Genomic DNA, 20822 nt, shown 5'->3' with positions numbered 1-20822 from the left:
TGCCTAGCGCTCGACGTCGCCCTCGGAGGCCAGCGAGCGGGCCGCACCGCGCAGCAGCCGCAGCAGCGGCGCCACCCGGGCCGCCGGGACCCCCGCCAGGCCGCAGTCGGGCGTGACGAGCAGCCGCTCCCCGACCTCGGCGGGGTCGAGCCCGACGACGTCGAGCCAGCGGAGCACGCCCTCGACCACCGGCCGGTCGCCGGCAGGCGGCGGACCGGCCGCGGCGACGACGCCCAGCCCGACGGTCAGCCCGTCCTCCAGTGCGGACGCGAGGACGTCGAGGTCGGCAGCCCGCAGCAGGCTCCGGTCGACGAGCAGCCCGGACGCGCCGGACGCCCGGACGAGATCCCACGGGACGTCGGGCGCGCACGAGTGCACCCAGGGCTCGGCCCCGGCCTCGCGGACGGCGGCGACCACCGTCCCGAGCGTCTCGGCCAGCTCGGGCCGGTCGACGCTGCGGTGCCGGTGCAGGCCGGAGGCGGTGGGCACGCGGCCCGCGTGGACGCCGGCGATCGCGGGCTCGTCGATCTGCACCACGAGCGCAGCGCCGGGGAGTCGGCGGCGCAGGTCGGCGACGTGCTGTCCGACGCCCTCGGCGAGGGCCTGCGTCAGGTCGCGACGGGCTCCGTGGTCGCCGAGAACGCGGTCGCCGCGCGGTCGCTCGACGGTGGCCGCGAGCGTCCACGGTCCGGCGACCTGCGCCTTCCAGGCGCCGACGTAGCCGCTCGCCTGCTCCTCCAGCGCGTCGAGGTCCTGGGCCAGCAGGCTGCGCGCGCGGCGATGGTCGACGCCGGCGCCGCCGCCGGTGAGTCGCCAGCCGGCGGGCTGCAGGTCGGCCCCGAGATCGGCGACGACGGCGAGCGTGCGGCCCGCGAGGTCGGCGATCGCGCCGCGTCCGGGCACCTCGGGCAGGTACGGCAGGCCGGCGGCGTCGCCCTGCTCGGCCAGCTCGCCGAGCACGATGCGCAGCGCCTCGTCGAAGGCCCGCTGGTCCTCGCCCGGGTGGGAGCCGACGCCGGTGGCCCTCACGACGACGCCCCCGCCGACCCGCGCACGGTGGACTCGATCGTGGCCGAGCCGACCACCCGGCTGCCGCGGTAGACGACGACGGCCTGGCCGGGCGCGACGCCGCTGGCCGGCTCGAGCAGGTCGACGCGCAGGAGCGGGCCGTCGACCGTGGCCCGCGCGCGGTGGGCCGCCCCGTGGGCGCGCAGCTGGACGACGAGGTCGTCGCCGTCGAGCACCGCGCCGTCGTCGGGGGCGGCGCCGGCCCAGATCGCCCGACCCGCCACGAGACCGTCGACGGCGAGGGCCTCCCGGGGACCGACCCGCACGGTGCCGGAGACCGGCTCGATGTCGAGCACGTACCGCGGTCGGCCGTCCGGCGCGGGACGCCCCAGCCGCAGGCCGCGGCGCTGGCCGATGGTCAGGCCGAGCGTGCCGTCATGGGCGCCGACCTGCTCGCCGGTCGCGTCGTCGAGGATCGGGCCGGGGACGTCGGGCGCGCGATCGCCGAGCCGCTCGCGCAGCCAGCCGGCGGTGTCGCCGTCGGGGATGAAGCAGATGTCGTGGCTGTCGGGCTTGCGCGCCACCCGCAGCCCCCGACGCTCGGCCTCGGCCCGCACCTGCGGCTTCGTGGTGTCGCCGAGCGGGAAGAGCGAGTGCCGCAGCTGGTGCTGGTCGAGCACGCCGAGCACGTAGGACTGGTCCTTGGCGGCGTCGACGGCGCGGTGCAGCTCGACCTCTCCGCCATCGCCACCATCGCCCCCGACGAGGCGCGCGTAGTGGCCGGTGGCCACGGCGTCGAACCCCAGGGCCAGCGCCCGCTCGAGCACGGCGGCGAACTTGATCCGCTCGTTGCAGCGCAGGCACGGGTTCGGCGTGCGGCCGGCGGCGTACTCGTCGAGGAAGTCCTCGACGACGTCGTCGTGGAACCGCTCGGAGAGGTCCCAGACGTAGAACGGGATGCCGAGCACGTCGGCGGCGCGGCGGGCGTCGCCGGCGTCCTCGATGGTGCAGCAGCCGCGCGAGCCGGCGCGGTGCTGCGCCCGCTGCCGCGAGAGCGCGAGGTGGACGCCGGTGACCTCGTGCCCGGCGTCGACGGCCCGCGCGGCGGCCACGGCCGAGTCGACCCCTCCGGAGAGGGCGGCGACGACGCGCATCAGACCCGCGCCGCGCGGGCGCGCTCGACGCAGGGCCCGATCGCCTCGAGCACGGCCTCGACGTCGGCCTCGGTGGACGGGTGGCCGAGGGAGAACCGCAGCGACGAGCGGGCGTCGTCCTCGCTGCGGCCCATGGCGAGCAGCACGTGCGAGGCCTGCGGCACCCCGGCGGAGCAGGCCGAGCCGGTGGAGCACTCGATGCCGCGCGCGTCGAGGAGCATCAGCAGCGAGTCGCCCTCGCAGCCCGGGAAGGACGCATGCACGACGCCGGGCAGCCGCAGGGCGGGGTCGTCGGGACCGTTGACGACGACGTCCGGCACCCGTACGCGCAGGCCGTCGACCAGCCGGGCCCGCAGCGCCTCGAGGCGCCGCCGGTGCGCGTCCTGCCGGTCGACGGCGAGCTCGACGGCCGCCGCGAAGCCGGCGACGGCGGGCGCATCGAGGGTGCCGGAGCGGATGTCACGCTCCTGGCCTCCCCCGTGCACGATCGGCACCACGTCGATCTCGCGGCGCACGACGAGCGCGCCGATGCCGACCGGGCCGCCCACCTTGTGCGCGGAGACGGTGAGGGCGTCGACGCCGCTGGCGCCGACGTCGAGGGGCAGGGCGCCGAGCGCCTGGACGGCGTCGGCGTGCACCGGGATGCCGTGGGCGGCGGCCCGGGCGACGACCTCGGCCAGCGGCTGCACCGCGCCGGTCTCGTTGTTGGCCCACATGACCGACAGCACCGCGACCTCGGCGGCCCGGGCGGCCAGCACGGCGTCGAGGGCGTCGAGGTCGAGCCGGCCGTCGGCGTCGACGGGCAGCAGCCCGGCCTCCGCGTGGCCCGCGGACTCCAGCCACAGCACGGGGTCGAGCACGGCGTGGTGCTCGACGGCGGAGGTCAGCACGAGCCGTCGTGCAGGATCGGCGGCCCGCCGCGCCCACGCGATGCCCTTGACGGCCAGGTTGTCGGCCTCGGTGCCGCCCGAGGTCAGCACGACGTCGCCGGGACGGCAGCGCAGCGCGGCGGCGATCCGCTCGCGACCCTCCTCGACGATGCGACGGGCGCGACGTCCCGACGCGTGCAGCGAGCTCGGGTTGCCGACGGCGACCAGCTCGGCGGTCATCGCCTCGACGGCCGCGGGCACCATGGGCGTGGTGGCGGCGTGATCGAGGTAGACGGCCGTGGACATGACCGCCCCAGCCTACGGGGCGGCCGCCGCCGGCTCAGCGGACGGTCAGCGTGCCGATCCGCGAGGGCGCGCCGCGGACCAGCGAGCACCGCAGGTCGAGGCTGTTGGAGCCGCTGTCGGTGTAGACGGTCAACCGCGCCCGGAAGCTCGCGGGCACCTGCACGGCGTACCGGCCGGGGGCCGGCGCCCGGAACGAGGCGGCGGTGCCGCCCCCACGCAGCACCAGGGCGCCGCGGGACGGCACCTTCGTGCGCGGCAGCCGGACGCCGGTGAGCGCGTGCCGGGTCGAGCCGACCCGGTAGGCGGAGCGGCTGCCGACCCCGGAGACCGAGCGCACGCCGAACTGCCGCAGGTAGCCGACGTACTCCTTCGGGACGGTCACCGCGAAGCCCACGCGACGCGCGGCCACGGTCGAGCCGCGCCGCACGCTGCTCGGGAAGTCGGCGCTGATCCGCACCGCCGTCCGCTGCGTGCCGAAGTCCGACGCGCACGAGTACGTGGTGCGCACGGTGCGGGTGGCGGCCTGGGCGGCCGCGGTGGTGAGCGCCGTCAGCCCGGTGAGCGCCGTCAGCGAGGAGGCCACGAGGGCGAGGACGGCGAGGAGGCCGGGGAGGGCGCGCACGGGCGTCCGACGGGAGCGGGTCATGCGCCCAGGGTACGGACGGCCTCCGAGGGGCTCAGAGCACGACGAGGGAGTCGCGGTGCACGACCTCGCGCTCGTAGGACGCGCCGAGCTCGGCCTTGAGCTCCGAGGTCGAGCGGCCCAGCAGGCTCGGCAGCTCGGCGGCGTCGAAGTTGACCAGCCCGCGCGCGACCGCCGCGCCGTCGGGGCCGACCAGGTCGACGGGCTCGCCGGCCTCGAACTCGCCGTCGACGCCGGTGATGCCGGCGGCCAGCAGCGAGGCACGCCGCTCGACGACCGCGCGGACGGCGCCGGCGTCGAGCACCAGCGCGCCCTTCGGCTCGGTGGCGTGCGCGAGCCACAGCAGCCGCGTGGATCGACGGCGTCCGGTGGCGTGGAACAGCGTGCCGACGGGCTCGCCGGCCAGGGCCGCGGCGGCCCGGGTGGCGTCGGTGAGCACGACGGGGATGCCGGCGCCGGTGGCGATGCGCGCGGCGTCGACCTTGGTGACCATGCCGCCGGTGCCGACGCCGGCGGCGCCGACCGAGCCGATGGCCACCTCGGCGAGGTCGTCCGCGCCGCGCACGTCGGCGATCAGCCGAGCGCCCGGCCGGCTCGGCGGACCGTCGTAGAGGCCGTCGACGTCGGAGAGCAGCACGAGCAGGTCGGCCTGCACGAGGTGGGCCACGAGCGCGGCGAGCCGGTCGTTGTCGCCGAACCGGATCTCCGAGGTGGCCACGGTGTCGTTCTCGTTGACGATCGGCAGCACGCCGAGATCGAGCAGCTGGGCGAAGGTCTGGGCGGCGTTGCGGTAGTGGGCGCGCCGGGTGACGTCGTCGACGGTCAGGAGCACCTGACCCGCGATCAGCCCGTGGCGGCGCAGCTCCTCGGTGTAGCGGTGGACGAGCAGGCCCTGCCCCACCGAGGCGGCCGCCTGCTGAGCCGGCAGCGCCTTGGGCCGCTTGGCCAGGCCGAGCGGCGCGAGACCCGCGGCGATCGCGCCGGAGGACACCAGCACCACCTCCGCGCCGCGCTCCCGCACGCCCGCGAGCACGTCGACCAGCGCCCGCAGCCGCGCCGGGTCGAGCCCGCCGGCGGCCGTCGTCAGGGACGAGGAGCCCACCTTGACGACGACCCGGCGGGCCTCGAGCACGGGGGCGCGGAGCGCGTCGGCCCGCCCGCTCACGAGGGGCGGGCTCCGGCGTCGGGGTCGTCCTCGGCCCAGTCGGGGTCCTCGGCCGAGCCGATCTCGTAGGAGGTGGGGCCGTAGACGTCGGGCCGGTCGAGGCGCCGCGCGACGTCGGCGCGGGTCTCGTTCTCGGCGCGGTCGTCCATGGCCTCGTCGATCGCGCGACGGCGGTGGGCCGCGGGCCGCGACTCCTCGAAGCGCTGGTCCTCGCCGCGGCGTCCGAGCATCTCGACGCCGGCGTCGACGCTGGGCCGGAAGTCGAAGACCACGGCGTTGTCGGGGTGGCCGATGAGCACGGCGTCGCCCTCGACGGCGCCGGCCTCGACCAGCCGCTTCTCGACGCCGAGCCGGTTGAGCCGGTCGGCGAGGAAGCCCACGGCCTCGTCGTTGCTGAAGTCGGTCTGGCGGATCCAGCGCTCGGGCTTCTCGCCGCGCACGCGCCAGCCCTCGCCGTCACGGGCCACGGTGAAGTCGTCGCCACCATCGGCCGAGCGGGGTCGCAGCACGATGCGGGTGGCCTCGACGACCGGCCGCGCGGCGCGGGCCGCGGTGACGATCTCGGCCATCGCGAAGGTGAGCTCGCGGATGCCCGCGCCCGAGGCCGCGGAGACGGTGAAGACCCGCAGCCCGCGTGCGCGCAGGTCGTCGAGGACGATCTCGGCGATGCCGGCGCCGTCGGGCACGTCGACCTTGTTGAGCGCGACGAGGCGGGGCCGGTCGTCCAGGCCGCCGTAGCGGCTCAGCTCGTTCTCGATCACGTCGAGGTCGTCGAGCGGGTTGCGGCCGGGCTCGATCGTGGCGGTGTCGATGACGTGCACGAGGGCCGCGCACCGCTCGATGTGGCGCAGGAAGTCGTGGCCGAGGCCGCGGCCCTCGCTCGCGCCCTCGATCAGCCCGGGCACGTCGGCGACCGTGAAGACGGTGTCGCCGGCGGTGACGACGCCGAGGTTCGGCACCAGGGTCGTGAACGGGTAGTCGGCGATCTTGGGCCGGGCCCGCGACATCGAGGCGATCAGGCTCGACTTGCCGGCGCTGGGGTAGCCGACCAGGCCGACGTCGGCGACGACCTTGAGCTCGAGGACGATCTCGAGCTCCTCGCCGGGCTCGCCGAGCAGCGCGAAGCCGGGCGCCTTGCGCTTGGCGGAGGCCAGCGCGGCGTTGCCGAGGCCGCCGCGGCCGCCCTGGGCGATGACGATCTCGGTGCCGGGGCCGACGAGGTCGGCCAGCACCTCGCCGTCCCGGGTGCGCACCAGGGTGCCGTCGGGCACCGGCAGCACCAGGTCGGCGCCGTGGCCGCCGTTGCGCATCGCGCCGGCGCCGTGCCCGCCGTGCTCGGCCCGGCGTCGCGAGGAGTGGTGGTAGTCGAGGAGGGTCGTGACGTCGGGGTCGACCCGCAGGATCACCGACCCGCCGGGACCTCCGTTGCCGCCATCGGGACCGCCGAGCGGCTTGAACTTCTCCCGGTGCACCGAGGCGACGCCGTTGCCGCCGCGGCCGGCGCTGACGTGCAGCGTGACCTGGTCGACGAACGTGGGGACGGCCATGGTGATCCTTCGGGGTCTGCGTGGCGGTGGACTGCGGGGCTCCGTCTCAGGCGGACGGAGCCGGTGAACGCACGAAGGGCGCCCCGAGACGGGACGCCCTGTCGTGGAGTGTGGCCCCGGAGGGCCTGCGTGCGAGCGTCAGATCACTCGCCCGGGACGATGTTGACGACCCGGCGGCCCCGACGGGTGCCGAACTGGACCGCACCGGCCTGCAGCGCGAACAGCGTGTCGTCGCCACCGCGGCCGACGCCGGCGCCCGGGTGGAAGTGGGTGCCCCGCTGGCGGACGATGATCTCGCCGGCGTTGACGAGCTGGCCGCCGTAGCGCTTGACGCCGAGGCGCTGGGCGTTGGAGTCGCGGCCGTTCTTGGTGGACGCGGCGCCCTTCTTGTGTGCCATGTCAGATCCTTCGTGTGCGAGGACGGCCGGGAGGCCGGGTGGACGAGCCGGCGGGCTCAGAGCGAGATGTCGGTGACCTTGACCTGGGTGTACTTCTGGCGGTGACCCTGGCGCTTCTTGTAGCCGGTCTTGTTCTTGTACTTCTGGATGATGATCTTCGGGCCCTTGGTGGCGCCGACGACCTCGACGGTGACCGCGGCCTTGTCGAGGCCACCGGAGGTGACGGTCTCGCCGTCGACGGCCAGCACGACCGGCAGGGTGAGCGTCTCGCCGACCGGGGTGGAGACCTTGTCGATCTCGATGACGTCGCCCACGGCAACCTTCTGCTGCTTGGCGCCAGCGCGCACGATCGCGTACACCGCGGTCTCCTTCGGGTTCTTCGAGCCTGTTCGAGCTTGGGATCGGGGTCTGGGGCGCAACGCCGGAGCGGCGCCGCACAGACGGGCACGCCGGAGCGTGCAACGAGGGTCCATGCTACGGGCGGCGGCCCCGCGGTGGCAAAACCGCGGGGCGCGACCCGCGACCGTCGGCGTCAGCGCTTGCGCGGGCTGCGCTTCTTGACCGGCACGTGCTCCACGCCGTCCGTCGCGCCGGCGGGCTCGGCGCCCTCCGGGCTCGCCTCGGACGACGTGTCGGCCCCCGCGTCCGCCGGGGCGGAGGCCGTCGGGGTGACGACCCGGCGGGACGAGCGGGTGCGGGTGACGACCGTCGGCGCGGGGGCCTCGGGCACCGCCGCGGCGGCGTCGTCCGGCTGCGCGGCGCGCGTCGGCGTGACGACGACGGCGACCGCGCCCTCGGCGGGGCGTCCGGCCGGCCGCGTCGCGGCGGACCGGCGGGTGCGCGTGACGACGCGGGTGCCGCCGGCCGGAGCGGCCTGCTCGGCGGGCGCGGCCTGCTCCACGACGGGCTCGACGACGGGCTCGACGACCGGCTCCGCGACGTCCGACAGCACCGGCTCGACGGTCGGCTGCTCGACGACGGGCGCGGGGGCCTCCTCAGTGCGGGGCTCCTCGACGCGGGCCTTCGCGGCGACGTCCTTCGGCGACGGCACGGCCGGCTGCTGCGCCGGCTGCTGCGCCGGCTGAGAGCCCTGCTGGGATCCCTGGGACCCCTGCTGCGCGGAGCCGCCACGGCCGCCCCGGCCGCTGCGCTTGCCGCGACGCGGCTCGTCGTCGAGGACGCCCGAGCCCTTCTCGACCGGGTGGTCGTGCACGACGACGCCGCGGCCCTGGCAGTGCGAGCAGTTCTCGGAGAACGCCTCGAGCAGGCCGGTGCCGATGCGCTTGCGGGTCATCTGCACCAGGCCGAGCGAGGTGACCTCGGCGACCTGGTGACGGGTGCGGTCGCGGCCGAGGCACTCGACCAGGCGACGCAGCACGAGGTCGCGGTTGGACTCCAGCACCATGTCGATGAAGTCGACGACGATGATGCCGCCGATGTCGCGCAGGCGGAGCTGGCGGACGATCTCCTCGGCGGCTTCGAGGTTGTTCTTGGTGACCGTCTCCTCGAGGTTGCCGCCGGAGCCGGTGAACTTGCCGGTGTTGACGTCGACGACCGTCATCGCCTCGGTGCGGTCGATGATCAGCGAGCCGCCGGACGGGAGCCAGACCTTGCGGTCGAGGCCCTTGGCGATCTGCTCGTCGATGCGGAAGGTCGCGAAGACGTCCGTGCCGCCGTGCTCGTCGGCGTGGTAGCGCTCGACCCGCTCGGCGAGGTCGGGGGCGACGTGCTCGACGTAGTCGCTGACCGTGCTCCAGGCGTCCTCGCCCTGGATCACGAGCCGGGCGAAGTCCTCGGTGAACAGGTCGCGGACGACCTTGAGCGTGAGGTCGGGCTCGCCGTAGAGCAGCTGCGGGGAGCTGCCCTTGGCCTTCTTCTCGATGTCCTCCCAGCGGGCCTTGAGCCGCTCGACGTCGCGGGTGAGCTCCTCCTCCGAGGCGCCCTCGGCGGCGGTGCGGACGATGACGCCCGCGGTGTCGGGCACGATCTCCTTGAGCAGCGCCTTCAGGCGCGCCCGCTCGGTGTCGGGCAGCTTGCGGGAGATGCCGCTGGTGGTGCCGTCGGGTACGTAGACGAGGAACCGGCCGGCCAGGCTGACCTGGCTGGTGAGGCGCGCGCCCTTGTGACCGATGGGGTCCTTGGTGACCTGGACGAGCACGGACTGGCCCGAGCTGAGCACCGACTCGATCTTGCGGGGCTGGCCCTCGCGGTGCCCCAGCGCCTGCCAGTTGACCTCGCCGGCGTACAGGACGGCGTTGCGGCCCTTGCCGATGTCGATGAAGGCGGCCTCCATCGACGGCAGGACGTTCTGCACCCGGCCGAGGTAGACGTTGCCGATGATCGAGGTCTGCGACTCGCGGGCCACGTAGTGCTCGACGAGCACCTTGTCCTCGAGGACGGCGATCTGGGTGAGGTCCTCGCGCTCGCGCACCACCATGACCCGCTCGACGGACTCGCGGCGGGCCAGGAACTCGGCCTCGCTGACGATCGGCGCGCGGCGGCGTCCGGCCTCGCGGCCCTCGCGGCGGCGCTGCTTCTTCGCCTCGAGCCGGGTGGAGCCGGAGACGGCGGTGATCTGGTCCTCCGCCGAGCGCGGGGCGCGCACCCGGGTGGTGGTGCGGGCGTCGCCGTCGTCGTCGCCGTGGTCATCGGAGGACTCCCCGGCGCGACGCCGGCGTCGGCGCCGCCGCGAGCTGCTCGAGCCCTCGCCGGAGTCGCCGGCCTCGTCGGAGGCGTCGCCGTCGGCCGGCGCGCCGGCGTCGGACGCCTCGGAGCCCTCGGCGCCCTCGGCGTCACCGCCGGAGGCGGACCGGGCCTCGCCCTCCGCGGTGGCCTCGTCGTCGTGGTCGCCGCCGCTCTTGCGGCGGCGGCGTCCGCCGCGGCGCCGGCGGCGGCGCGGACGGGCGTCGCCGTCCTCCGACTCGTCGCCGTCGTCGGAGTCCTCGGGCTCGTCGCCGTCGGTGTCAGCGCCGTGCGCCGCCTCGGCGGGCTGCTGGACGGCCTCGGTCGCGTCCGCGGTCGCCTCCGCGGTGACCGCCTCGGCGTCCTCGTCGGTCTCGTCGGTCGGCTCCTCGACGGGCTCCGGCTTCGGCGCGGCCGCCTTGCGGGCGCGAGTGCGCCGGGCCGGGGGCTGGAAGACGACGGCGGCGGCCGGCGACGCCGCCTCCGCGGCGACGTCGTCGGACCCGGTCTCGGCGTCGGCCCCGGTCGCGGCGACGGCCTCGGTCTCGGTCTCGACGTCGGCAGCCGTCTTCGAGGCAGCGGCGGTCTTCTTCGCAGCCGCCTTCTTCGCCGGCGCGCGCTTCGCGGCGGCCTTCTTCGGGGCCGGTGCCTCGACCGGCGCGTCGGCGGTCTCGCCGGCGTCGGCCGCCCCGTCGGCGGCGGGCGCCGCAGCGGCCTTCTTGGTCGTGCGCTTGGTGGCGGTCCGCTTGGCCGCGGCCTTCTTGGCGGGCTTCGGCTCGGCCTCCGCGGCGGGCTCCGCAGCCTGCGCGGGCTCCGCGGCGGGCTCGGTCGCCTCCGGGGTCGGGGCGGCGGCCTTCTTCGTGGTGCGCTTCGCAGCGGCCTTCTTGGTGGTGCGCTTCGCGGCGGGCGCCTCGCCGGTGGCGGGCTCGGTGGCGGGCTCGGCTCCGGGTGCCGCGTCGGCGGCCGGGGCTGCCGCGGCCTTCTTGGCGGTGCGCTTGGCGGCGGCCTTCTTGGCGGGGCGCTTCGCGGCGGGGGCGCCGGCCTCGGCGGCGGTGGCGTCGGGCTGGATGTCGTCGGGCATGGACTGCTCCTCGGCCCGGACCGGGGTCCGGGCCCTCACGTGCGCCCGGGACGGATGCGCCGGACGCGCTAAGCCTGTGGTCGGCGGCGACACCCTCCGCACTGCGTCACGCGTGCCAGCACCCGCCGCGGTCGCAGGGCCTGCCCGAGGATCTCTCGGATCGTGGCGGGCCCGCTGTCACCAGGCTCGCCGGCCGCGTCGCGGTCCGGTGACGGCGTTCGGTGTGCCGGCCCGTGGTGGCACCGGCGAGGACGTCGTCGGATCGGTCTGCGAACTGGGGGCGGGCCGATCACGGCGAGTATCGCACATCACTCCTGCAACGGGTCATCGACGACGCCGTCGGCGCGCAGCGGACCCTGCGCGAGGCGGGTCATCAGCGGCGCCGGTCCGACGTCCAGCCCGGCGATCCCGGCGAGCCCGCGCAGCACGTCGTCGGGACGGACGGCGGGCACCCCGTGGCGCACGACGACGTCGAGCTCGAGCGGGCCGTCGTCCGGCCCGTCGGGCTCGGGATCGCGGACCGCGAGCCGCTCCACCGCGGCGCGGCAGTCGAAGGTGCGCAGCCCTTTCTTGGTCATCCGCTCGACCGGGATCTCGCCGGCGGCCAGGAACGCCGCGACCGCGCGCTCGGCCGCGGCGCGGTCGAGACGGGCGGGGTCGAGGCGGATCGCCCAGTGGCTGGCCTCGAGCCGGTCGGCCAGTGAGCCGCCGGCCGACTCGACGACCTCGAGCACGTCGAGACCCGGCGGGAGCGCCTCCTCCAGCTCGGCGTGCACCGCCGCGGGGTCGACGACGCGCGCCAGTGCGATCTCGAGGTACTCGGCCTCGCTGGCCGAGCCGGTGGGCGCGGCGCCCGCGTAGGAGATGCGCGGGTGGGGGTTGAAGCCCGAGGAGTAGGCCATCGGCAGCCGGGCGCGGAAGACGGCGCGCTCGAAGGCGCGGCTGAAGTCGCGGTGGCTGGTGAACCTCAGGCGTCCGCGCTTGGCGTAGCGGATCCGCAGCCGCTGGACGGGAGGGGCCTGCTGCTCGGGCTGCTCACGCACGCAGCACAGGGTAGGCCAGCGACGCGGGGTCGACGCGCATCGCCGGCGAGGGGTAGACGGTGCCGACCCGCTCCCCCGCCAGCCACGCCGTGAGCCGCTCCGCCTCGACCCGCAGGGCCGCGCGGCCCGCCGCGGGCACGTCCTCGAGCAGCCGGACGACCACCGGCGCGGCGGGATCGTCGGGGTCCTGGGTCCAGCAGCCGACGATCCGGCCGTCCCACCAGGCGGTGGTGCCGGCGTTGCCGTTGCGGTCGAACAGCGCGGCCGCATGCGGCCCGACCACGACGTCGCGCTGCTTCCAGCCCATGACCGTGGGGTCGAGCACCGGGAGGAGCGCAGCCCACGGCTCGACCTCGGGCGCGATCCGGCCGTCCGGCTCGAGCAGCGGGTCGTCGGGGAGCAGCCAGCCCGGCTCGTCGCACCCCTCGAGCGCCACCCGGACGGCGTCGAGCTCGGCGAGCGCCGTGCGGACGATGCCCTTGGTCGCGCCCAGCCACCACACGAGATCGGTCTCGGTGCCGGGGCCGAAGCGGGCGAGCCACACGCGGACGAGCGCGCGCCAGCCGGCGTCGGCCTCCAGGGGGGTAGGCGCCTCCCCCAGCCAGCGTCGCATCGGCGTCCAGCGCGGCCGGGAGACGCGCCAATGCTGGGTGTTGTGCCCGCGGACGAGCGTGGCGTCCAGGCCGAGGTGGGTCAGCAGCCGGCCGTGGTTCCACACCGCGCCCGGCGAGACCGCGACCTTGACCGCCAGGTCGGGCAGCCGCTCCCGGATCTCGGCGGCGGTCAGGCCGTCCTCGGACGCCTCCACCGCCGCGACGATCCTCCGCTGCGCGTCGTCGAGCCAGGCCGCTCCGTCGAGGGCCAGGCCGGCGAGCACGACGTCCTTGGCGATCCGTCGCCCCTCGGCCTCCAGCACCCGGGCCGACGCGCTGCCCCAGGCCGCGGGCAGGAGCTCGCGCGGGAAGACGAACAGCGTGCGCCGCATGGCCAGCTGCCGCACCAGCGTGCGCTCGCGGTACAGCGCGACGTCGACGTCGTCGCGGGTCAGGCCGTCCACGCGGGCGTGCAGCGAGAGCGGCACCGTGGCCGGCTCGGTGGCGTGCAGGACGCCCACGGCGCGGGTGGCGGCGACCGCGTCGGCGACCCGGTGGGCCGGCGAGAGCGCCTGCCGGACCGCGAGGGTGCGACGCCGCGTCTCGACGTCGATCGTCGGGACGCTCATCGGCGGGCGGCGAGGGCGGGAACACGGGGCATGCGCTCATCCTGGCCGCAGGCGCCGACGCCTAGGGTGGCGTCCGTGAGCCAGACGCCACCCGACCCCCACCAGCCCGACGACTCCCGGTCCGGGCAGCCCGTCCCGCCGCCGGGCACGCCCGACTACGGCCAGGGGGCGTCGGCCTCCGGGCCCGACTACGGCGCGCCGCCTCCCTACCCGACCGCGCCCGGCTCGCCGGGCCAGCAGCCGAGTCAGCCGGCGGTGCCGCCGCCGGCCTCGCCGTACGGCCAGCCCGCCCCGAACCCCTACGCGCCCGGCGCGCCTGCGTCGGCGCCCTACGGCCAGGCGCCGTACGGCCAGGCGCCGTACGGCCAGGCGCCGTACGGCCAGGCGCCCGGCGGCTACGGCCCGGCGTACGGCGGCCCGGCAGAGCTGCCGCCGAGCAAGGGAATGGCGATCACGGCGCTGATCCTCTCCCTGCTCTTCTGCATCCCGGTGCTCGCGGCGGTCGTCGCGATCGTGCTGGCCGTCATCGTGCTGCGCCGCAGCCGCGACGGTCGCAACCACGGCAAGGGGCTCGCGATCGCCGCGCTGGTCATCGCTCCGCTCGTCACCCTCGGCTGGATCGGCGTCGGCATCGCCAGCGTCGCGGCGCTGCGCGGCGCCACCGACGTCAACTCGCTCTCGGGCGACGAGTGCCTCGACGGCGTCAACGGCAAGGGCGAGTTCACGCTGCTCCGCACGGTCGACTGCGGCGGCGCTTACGACGCGAAGGTGCTCGGCGTGCTCACCCTCACCGACGCGCAGGCCGCCGACCTCGTCGGCAGCCCGCAGGCGGTCGACCGGCTCTGCGGCCAGGCCGTCGACCGCTCGGCGGTCGAGCCGTTCATCGGCTTCAACGGCGCCGAGGTGCTGGGCATCACCAACGACAAGGAGCCCTCGGGCGGCGACAAGCTGGCGTGCATCGTCCACCTGTCGTCGGGCGAGAAGCTCCGGTGACGCGTCGGGCCGGCGTCGGGGGCTCCCCTCGCCGGCCCGCGCGTGCCGCCGCCCGTCGGTCCCGACCACCTGCGAGGCTGGCCCGGTGAGCCTCCCGTCCGTGCGGATCGACGCGACGTCCGCCGAGCCGCCGTTCGAGCAGCTGCGACGTCAGGTGCGCGAGCAGGTCGAGGCAGGCACGCTCGCCGCGGGCACCCGGCTGCCGCCCGTCCGCGCGCTCGCCGCCGAGCTCGGCCTGGCCCCCAACACGGTGGCGCGGGCGTACCGGGAGCTCGAGGCCGACGGCGTCCTCGACACCCGCGGGCGGGCCGACGGCGTCCTCGACACCCGCGGGCGGGCCGGCACGTTCGTGGCCGGACGCGGCGTCGACGCCGAGGCCCGGGCGGCGGCCCGCGCCTACGCCGAGCGGATCGTCACCCTGGGGCTCTCCCCCGCCGACGCGCTGCGGCTGGTCGAGGACGCGCTGCGGCGCGGCTGAGGTCTGGCGATCAGCAGGTTCGGGCCGGATCAGGACGGGCAATCCCCATCGATGACGGGCGAAACTTCGCCTGTCATCGATCGGTTTCCCCGGTCGACCGGGGAAACCGACGACGCGAGCCCGGCTCAGACCACCGAGAGCGGCAGCAGCCGCTGACCGGTGGGCCCGATCTGGATCTCGGTGCCCATCTCGGGGCACACGCCGCAGTCGTAGCAGGGCGTCCAGCGGCAGTCCTCGACCTCCACGTCGGCCGAGCCGTCGGCGACCGCGAGGGCGTCCTCCCAGTCGGCCCACAGCCAGTCCTTGTCGAGGCCGGAGTCGAGGTGGTCCCACGGGAGCACCTCGTCGTAGCCGCGCTCGCGGGTGGTGTACCAGGCGACGTCGACGCCGGTGCCGGCCAGCGCCTCGTCGGCGGCGGCCATCCAGCGGTCGTAGGAGAAGTGCTCGCTCCAGCCGTCGAACCGCCCGCCGTCGCGCCAGACCGCCTCGATGACGCGGCCGACGCGGCGGTCGCCCCGGGAGAGCAGGCCCTCGACGGCGCCGGGCTTGCCGTCGTGGTAGCGGAAGCCGATGGCGCGGCCGTACCGCTTGTCGGCCCGCACCTCCTCGCGCAGCTTGCGCAGCCGCTCGTCGGTGGTCTCGTGGTCGAGCTGGGCGGCCCACTGGAACGGGGTGTGGGGCTTGGGCACGAACCCCCCGATGGAGACGGTGCAGCGGATGTCGTTGCGACCCGACACCTCGCGTCCGGTGGCGATCACGCGCTTGGCGAGCTCGGCGATCTGCAGGACGTCCTCGTCGGTCTCGGTCGGCAGGCCGCACATGAAGTAGAGCTTCACCTGGCGCCAGCCGTGGGAGTACGCCGCGGCGACGGTGCGGATGAGGTCGTCCTCGGTGACCATCTTGTTGATCACCTTGCGCATGCGCTCGCTGCCGCCCTCGGGCGCGAAGGTGAGGCCCGAGCGACGGCCGTTGCGGGAGAACTCGTTGGCCAGGGTGATGTTGAAGGCGTCGACGCGGGTCGACGGCAGGCTCAGCGAGACGTTCTGGTCCTCGTACCGGTCGGCGAGGTCGGTGGCGATCTCGCCGATCTCGGTGTGGTCGGCGCTGGACAGCGACAGCAGGCCGACCTCCTCGAAGCCGGTCTTGCGGATGCCGTTCTCGACCATCGCGCCGACGGTCTGGATCGAGCGCTCGCGCACGGGTCGGGTGATCATGCCGGCCTGGCAGAAGCGGCAGCCGCGGGTGCAGCCGCGGAAGATCTCGACGCTGAACCGCTCGTGCACGGTCTCGGCGAGCGGCACCAGCGGCTTGGCCGGGTACGGCCAGGCGTCGAGGTCCATCAGCGTGTGCTTGCGGACGCGCTCGGGCACGTCGGCGCGGTTCGGGACGACCGACGCGATGGCGCCGTCCTCGCCGTAGGCGACATCGTAGAACCGCGGCACGTAGACGTTGCCGGTGACGGCGAGCCGACGCAGCAGCTCCAGCCGCGGGCTGGCCATCTCGCCGGCAGGGCGGCCCTGGCGCTTCCAGTCCCGCACGACCTCGGAGATCGCCAGGACGATCTCCTCGCCGTCGCCGAGGACGGCGGCGTCGATGAAGTCGGCGATCGGCTCGGGGTTGAAGGCCGCGTGCCCGCCGGCGATGACGACGGGGTGGTCCTCGGTGCGGTCGACCGCGTGCAGCGGGATGCGGCCGAGGTCCAGCGCGTTGAGCATGTTCGTGTAGCCGAGCTCGGTGGAGAAGCTCAGGCCGAGCAGGTCGAAGTCGCCGATCGGACGGTGGGCGTCGACGGTGAACTGCGGGATGTCGTGCTCGCGCATGACGGCCTCGAGGTCGGGCCACACCGCGTACGTGCGCTCGGCGAGGATCCACGGACGCTCGTTGAGCACCTCGTAGAGGATCTGGACGCCCTGGTTGGGCAGGCCCACCTCGTAGGCGTCGGGGTACATGAGGGTCCAGCGGACCGTCGGGCCCTCGGGCGCGCAGTCCCACTCCTTGACGGTGGAGTTCAGCTCGCCGCCGACGTACTGGATGGGCTTGGAGACGCTCGGCAGGTGCGCCTCGAGCACGGGGAAGACGCTCGCGGACATGGCGCTCATGGTACGGGCCGGGTCACGCGTCGCGGGCATCCCCGGCGTCCGCGGCCGCGGCCCGCTCCGCCGAGGCGGAGGTCTCGCGCAGGCGCACGGCCGGCATCAGCTGGAGGACGACGACGGCCAGCACCGCGACGCCGGCGGCGAGCAGGAAGACGGTGTCCATCGACTCGGCGAACCCCACCTTGAACGGGTGGGCGATGACGGGATCGAGCGTGTCGATCACCGAGGAGTCGTCCTTCACCCGCGCCAGCACCGACGGGTCCAGTCGGGCGCCGCCGGCGAGCGCCTCGCGCCACTGCGGCGTGACGCTGGCCTGCGCGATCGCCGTGCGGATGCTCTCGCCGACCGTGCTGAACAGCACCGAGAGGAACACCGCGACGCCGAGGGTGCCGCCGATCTGCCGGAAGAACGTCGCCGCGCTGGTGGCCACGCCGATCTCGGTGGGCGACACCGCGTTCTGGACGATCAGCATCAGCGGCTGCATGCAGTTGCCGAGCCCGTAGCCCAGCACGAGCATCGGCAGCATCACCAGCGGCAGGGCGGTGTCGGCGCCGGTGAGCGAGAGCAGCCCCAGGCCCACGACGATGAGCACCGACCCGACGATCGGGAAGGGCCGCACCCGGCCGGTGCGGGCGATCAGCCGCCCCGAGGAGATCGAGGCGACCATGATGCCGACGACCAGCGGGAGCATCAGGAAGCCCGACGCCGTCGGCGAGGCGCCGTGGACGATCTGCATGTAGAGCGGCAGCAGCATGATGCCGCCGAACATCGCGGCGCCGACGATGACGCTGGCCGCGATCGTCACCGCCGCCGCCCGGTTGCGGAACAGGCGCAGCGGGATCAGCGCGTCGTCGCCCATCGCGCGCTCGACGGCGACGAACGCCAGCACGCCGACCGCGCCGAGGACGAAGCAGACCAGCGAGCGGCCCGAGCCCCAGCCCCACTGGCGTCCCTGCTCGGCGACCGTCAGCAGCGGCACCAGCCCGAGGACGAGGGTCGCCGCGCCCCACCAGTCGATGCGCGGCGCGCGGGCCGGGCGGGCGTGGTGCACGTGCAGGGTGCGGACGACGACGACCAGCGCCAACACGCCGACGGGCACGTTGACCAGGAAGACCCACCGCCAGCCCGCCATGCCGAGCAGCTCGGCGCGGCCGGCGAAGAACCCGCCGATCACCGGCCCGAGCACGCTCGAGGTGCCGAACATGGCCATGAAGTAGCCGCTGTAGCGGGCCCGCTCGCGCGGGGAGACGATGTCGCCGATGATCGCCAGGACGAGGGTGAACAGCCCGCCCGCGCCGAGGCCCTGGAAGGCCCGGAAGGCGGCCAGCTGGTACATCGAGGTCGCGAACGAGCACAGCGCCGAGCCGGCGACGAAGATCGAGATCGCGATCAGGAAGAGCCGCTTGCGCCCGTAGAGGTCGCCGAGCTTGCCGTAGATCGGCGTCGTCAGCGTCGAGGCGATCAGGTAGCTGGTGGTGACCCACGCCTGCACCGAGAGGCCGTCGAGGTCGTCGGCGATGGTGCGGATGGAGGTCGAGACGATCGTCTGGTCCAGCGCGCCCAGGAACATGCCGAGCATCAGGCCGGTGAGGATCGTGAGGATCTGGGCGTGCGAGTACTCGCCCGTCGCGTCGGACGGTCGCGAGGACGACCGCGGCGCCGCCGGAGTGTTGGTTGCCATCGGCAACGAGTGTAGGAGGCCGCCACGAAGGGGTGGGCCGGTTCCCGCGGATCCCCTCCTCCGGCCCGGTCTCCCTAGGGTGGGCGCCATGAGCGCCGAGCCAGCCACGGGCACGACCACCGGACGACTCGCCTGGACGCTGTGGACGCCGCTGCTGGCGCTCGCCGTGCTGGCCGCGTCCTGGGGCCGGCACCCCGACACGGCGGTCTCGGCCGTCCTCGGCGTGGTGCTGATCGGCGCCGTGCTGGCGGCGGTGCACCACGCGGAGGTCGTCGCCCACCGCGTCGGGGAGCCGTTCGGCTCGCTGGTGCTGGCGGTCGCGGTCACGGTCATCGAGGTGGCGCTGATCGTGACGCTCATGGTCACCACCGACAAGGACACCTCGGCGCTGGCCCGCGACACCGTGTTCGCGGCCGTGATGATCACCCTCAACGGCATCGTCGGCCTGGCGCTCGTCGTCGGGGCGCTGCGCCACCACCTCGCGACCTTCAACCCCGAGGGCACCGGCTCGGCGCTCGGCACCGTCGTGGCGCTGGCCGGGCTGACGCTGGTGCTGCCGTCGTTCACCACCGGCGCACCGGGCCCGCGGTTCACCGGCGAGCAGCTGGCCTTCGCCGCCGTCGCCTCCGCCCTGCTCTACGGCATGTTCGTCTTCACCCAGACCGTGCAGCACCGCGACTTCTTCCTGCCCGTCGCGCTCGGGCCCGACGGGCGTCCGCACCGGCCCGGGCCGGTGGACGCCGACGGCGACGGCCACGCCGACCCCCCGTCGGCACGGGCCGCGCTGGTCTCCCTGGGCCTGCTGATCGTCGCGCTGGTGGCGGTGGTCGGTCTGGCGAAGGTGGAGTCCCCCGCCATCGAGGACGCCGTCGCCGCACTGGGCTTCCCGGCCTCGTTCGTCGGCGTCGTCATCGCCCTGCTGGTGCTGCTCCCCGAGTCGATCGCCGCGGTGCGCGCCGCGGCCCGCGACGACGCCCAGATCAGCCTGAACCTCGCCTACGGCTCGGCGATGGCCTCGATCGGCCTGACCATCCCGGCCATCGCCGTCGCCTCGATCTGGCTCGACGGGCCGCTCACGCTCGGCCTCGACCCGACCCAGAGCGTCCTGCTGCTGCTCACCGTGGGCGTCTCGATCCTCACCGTCGTCCCGGGGCGCGCGAAGCCGCTCAACGGCGGCGTGCACCTGGTGCTGCTCGCCGCCTACCTGTTCCTCGCCGTCAACCCCTGAGCCGGCCCCGAGCGGGCCGCCGACCTCAGACCAGGTGGGCGCCGCGCGCCTCCCGGCGCGTGCGCAGGTGGATGCTCTGCAGCAGCCCGACGGCCAGCAGCGAGGCGAACAGCGAGCTGCCGCCGTAGGAGACGAACGGCAGCGGGACGCCGGTGACCGGCATGATCCCCAGGCACATGCCGATGTTCTGGAAGGCCTGGAAGCCGAACCAGCACGCGATGCCGGCGGCGGCGACGCGGCCGAACACGTCCTCGCTCGCGGTAGCGATCCGCAGCGCGCGCCACAGGACGAGGAGCAGCAGGCCGATGAGCACGCAGGCGCCCACCAGGCCGAGCTCCTCGCCGGCGACGGTGAAGACGAAGTCGGTGTGCTGCTCGGGGACGAACCCGGCCCGCGTCTGGGAGCCGTGGAAGAGCCCCTGACCGAAGAGCCCGCCGTTGCCGACCGCGATGCGCGCCTGCTCGACGTTGTAGCCGGCGCCGCGCGGGTCGAGGTCGGGGTCGGTGAAGGCGAGGAAGCGGTCGAGCTGGTAGGGCTTGAGCACCCCGGCCAGCACCGCGACGACCGCGGCGCCCGCGCCCGCGAGGCCGAGACCCGCGAGCCAGCGTCCGGGCGCGCCCGCGGCGGCCAGCACCCCGAGGACGGTGGCGGTCAGCACGAGCATGGTGCCGAGGTCGGGCTGCGCGAGGATCAGCACGGCGGGCACCGCGGCGACGCCGAGCATCGCGACGACCTCGACCGTCCCGACCTGCGAGCGCCAGCGTCCGGCGGCCCGCTCCCCCAGCACCAGCGCCATCCCGACGATGACGGCGAACTTGGCGAACTCCGACGGCTGGATCGACATCGCGCCGAGCTCGAGCCACGAGCGCGAGCCGTTGATCGTCGAGCCCATCACCAGCACCAGGAGCAGCCCGACGATCGAGCCGAGGTAGGCCACCGGCGCCAGCAGGCGCACCCAGCGGTGGCCGGCCAGGATCACGCCGGTCGCGAGCACCAGGCCGATGGCCACGTTGAGCAGCTGCTTGCGCAGGTAGGCCGTGTCGTCCCCGCCGGTCAGCGTCGTGCGGTGGCTGGTGGCCGACCACACGAGCAGCGTGCCGAGCGTGACGAGCGCCAGGGTGGCGAGCAGCAGCGGCCAGTCGAGCGCCAGCCAGCCGGCCCGGGCGCGGACGGGTGCGGGCCGCGTCCGCAGCCCCGAGGGGACGGGGCGCTGGGCGAGGGTGGCCAT

17 protein-coding genes are annotated in these 20822 nt (G+C 75.1%); 3 read left to right on the top strand and 14 right to left on the bottom strand.

The window, feature by feature from the left end; translation table 11 throughout:
- Positions 1 to 3: 3 nt before the first annotated feature.
- The 11 genes from K8Z61_RS00985 to K8Z61_RS00935 all read right to left on the bottom strand — a co-directional run bounded on the left by K8Z61_RS00985 (position 4) and on the right by K8Z61_RS00935 (position 13118).
- Positions 4 to 1029, bottom strand: coding sequence for a methionine synthase (locus K8Z61_RS00985; protein WP_224126207.1), 1026 nt, complete (start codon positions 1027 to 1029; stop codon positions 4 to 6).
- Positions 1026 to 2162, bottom strand: a complete 1137-nt coding sequence (mnmA, locus tag K8Z61_RS00980; protein WP_224126206.1) for a tRNA 2-thiouridine(34) synthase MnmA — start codon at positions 2160 to 2162, stop codon at positions 1026 to 1028. The genes K8Z61_RS00985 and mnmA overlap by 4 nt, the downstream gene beginning before the upstream one ends.
- On the bottom strand, positions 2162 to 3337 hold the full coding sequence (locus K8Z61_RS00975; protein WP_224126205.1) for a cysteine desulfurase family protein: 1176 nt from the start codon (positions 3335 to 3337) through the stop codon (positions 2162 to 2164). Before K8Z61_RS00975 ends, mnmA begins: the two co-directional genes overlap by 1 nt.
- 34 nt (positions 3338 to 3371) lie before the next feature.
- Positions 3372 to 3983: a DUF6801 domain-containing protein gene (locus tag K8Z61_RS00970; RefSeq protein WP_224126204.1), complete on the bottom strand. Its 612-nt coding sequence runs from the start codon at positions 3981 to 3983 to the stop codon at positions 3372 to 3374.
- A 31-nt stretch (positions 3984 to 4014) separates the two neighbouring features.
- Complete coding sequence (proB, locus tag K8Z61_RS00965; protein WP_224126203.1) at positions 4015 to 5145, bottom strand: glutamate 5-kinase; 1131 nt, start codon at positions 5143 to 5145, stop codon at positions 4015 to 4017.
- Positions 5142 to 6692 carry a GTPase ObgE gene (obgE, locus tag K8Z61_RS00960; protein WP_224126202.1) on the bottom strand — a complete coding sequence of 517 codons (1551 nt, stop codon included), beginning with the start codon at positions 6690 to 6692 and terminating at the stop codon, positions 5142 to 5144. The genes proB and obgE overlap by 4 nt, the downstream gene beginning before the upstream one ends.
- A gap of 143 nt (positions 6693 to 6835) precedes the next feature.
- Positions 6836 to 7090 carry a 50S ribosomal protein L27 gene (gene rpmA, locus K8Z61_RS00955; RefSeq protein WP_224126201.1) on the bottom strand — a complete coding sequence of 85 codons (255 nt, stop codon included), beginning with the start codon at positions 7088 to 7090 and terminating at the stop codon, positions 6836 to 6838.
- A gap of 56 nt (positions 7091 to 7146) precedes the next feature.
- On the bottom strand, positions 7147 to 7449 hold the full coding sequence (rplU, locus tag K8Z61_RS00950) for a 50S ribosomal protein L21 (RefSeq protein WP_224126200.1): 303 nt from the start codon (positions 7447 to 7449) through the stop codon (positions 7147 to 7149).
- A 173-nt stretch (positions 7450 to 7622) separates the two neighbouring features.
- Positions 7623 to 10853, bottom strand: coding sequence for an Rne/Rng family ribonuclease (locus K8Z61_RS00945; RefSeq protein WP_224126199.1), 3231 nt, complete (start codon positions 10851 to 10853; stop codon positions 7623 to 7625).
- A 308-nt stretch (positions 10854 to 11161) separates the two neighbouring features.
- The gene (locus tag K8Z61_RS00940) at positions 11162 to 11896 is read right to left on the bottom strand and encodes a TIGR03936 family radical SAM-associated protein (protein ID WP_224126198.1); all 735 of its coding nucleotides are present in this window, start codon (positions 11894 to 11896) and stop codon (positions 11162 to 11164) included.
- Positions 11889 to 13118, bottom strand: a complete 1230-nt coding sequence (locus K8Z61_RS00935) for a winged helix DNA-binding domain-containing protein (protein ID WP_224126197.1) — start codon at positions 13116 to 13118, stop codon at positions 11889 to 11891. Before K8Z61_RS00935 ends, K8Z61_RS00940 begins: the two co-directional genes overlap by 8 nt.
- A gap of 75 nt (positions 13119 to 13193) precedes the next feature.
- On the opposite strand from K8Z61_RS00935, the gene K8Z61_RS00930 reads away from it, so the two are divergent.
- Both K8Z61_RS00930 and K8Z61_RS00925 read left to right on the top strand, forming a co-directional pair.
- Positions 13194 to 14111, top strand: a complete 918-nt coding sequence (locus K8Z61_RS00930) for a hypothetical protein (RefSeq protein ID WP_224126196.1) — start codon at positions 13194 to 13196, stop codon at positions 14109 to 14111.
- Positions 14112 to 14196: 85 nt separating this feature from the next.
- Positions 14197 to 14589, top strand: a complete 393-nt coding sequence (locus tag K8Z61_RS00925) for a GntR family transcriptional regulator (RefSeq protein ID WP_224126195.1) — start codon at positions 14197 to 14199, stop codon at positions 14587 to 14589.
- A gap of 125 nt (positions 14590 to 14714) precedes the next feature.
- Here the strand turns inward: K8Z61_RS00925 and K8Z61_RS00920 are convergent, their stop codons facing one another.
- Together K8Z61_RS00920 and K8Z61_RS00915 are read right to left on the bottom strand one after the other, a co-directional pair.
- Positions 14715 to 16679: a TIGR03960 family B12-binding radical SAM protein gene (locus tag K8Z61_RS00920; RefSeq protein ID WP_224126194.1), complete on the bottom strand. Its 1965-nt coding sequence runs from the start codon at positions 16677 to 16679 to the stop codon at positions 14715 to 14717.
- A gap of 22 nt (positions 16680 to 16701) precedes the next feature.
- Complete coding sequence (locus K8Z61_RS00915) at positions 16702 to 18366, bottom strand: MDR family MFS transporter (RefSeq protein WP_224126193.1); 1665 nt, start codon at positions 18364 to 18366, stop codon at positions 16702 to 16704.
- An 88-nt stretch (positions 18367 to 18454) separates the two neighbouring features.
- On the opposite strand from K8Z61_RS00915, the gene K8Z61_RS00910 reads away from it, so the two are divergent.
- Positions 18455 to 19594, top strand: a complete 1140-nt coding sequence (locus tag K8Z61_RS00910; RefSeq protein WP_224126192.1) for a calcium:proton antiporter — start codon at positions 18455 to 18457, stop codon at positions 19592 to 19594.
- A gap of 25 nt (positions 19595 to 19619) precedes the next feature.
- Here the strand turns inward: K8Z61_RS00910 and rodA are convergent, their stop codons facing one another.
- Complete coding sequence (rodA, locus tag K8Z61_RS00905) at positions 19620 to 20822, bottom strand: rod shape-determining protein RodA (protein WP_224126191.1); 1203 nt, start codon at positions 20820 to 20822, stop codon at positions 19620 to 19622.

It is taken from the genome of Nocardioides sp. TRM66260-LWL, assembly GCF_020075545.1.
GTDB lineage: Bacteria > Actinomycetota > Actinomycetes > Propionibacteriales > Nocardioidaceae > Nocardioides.
This window is presented reverse-complemented; position numbering and strand designations above follow the sequence as displayed.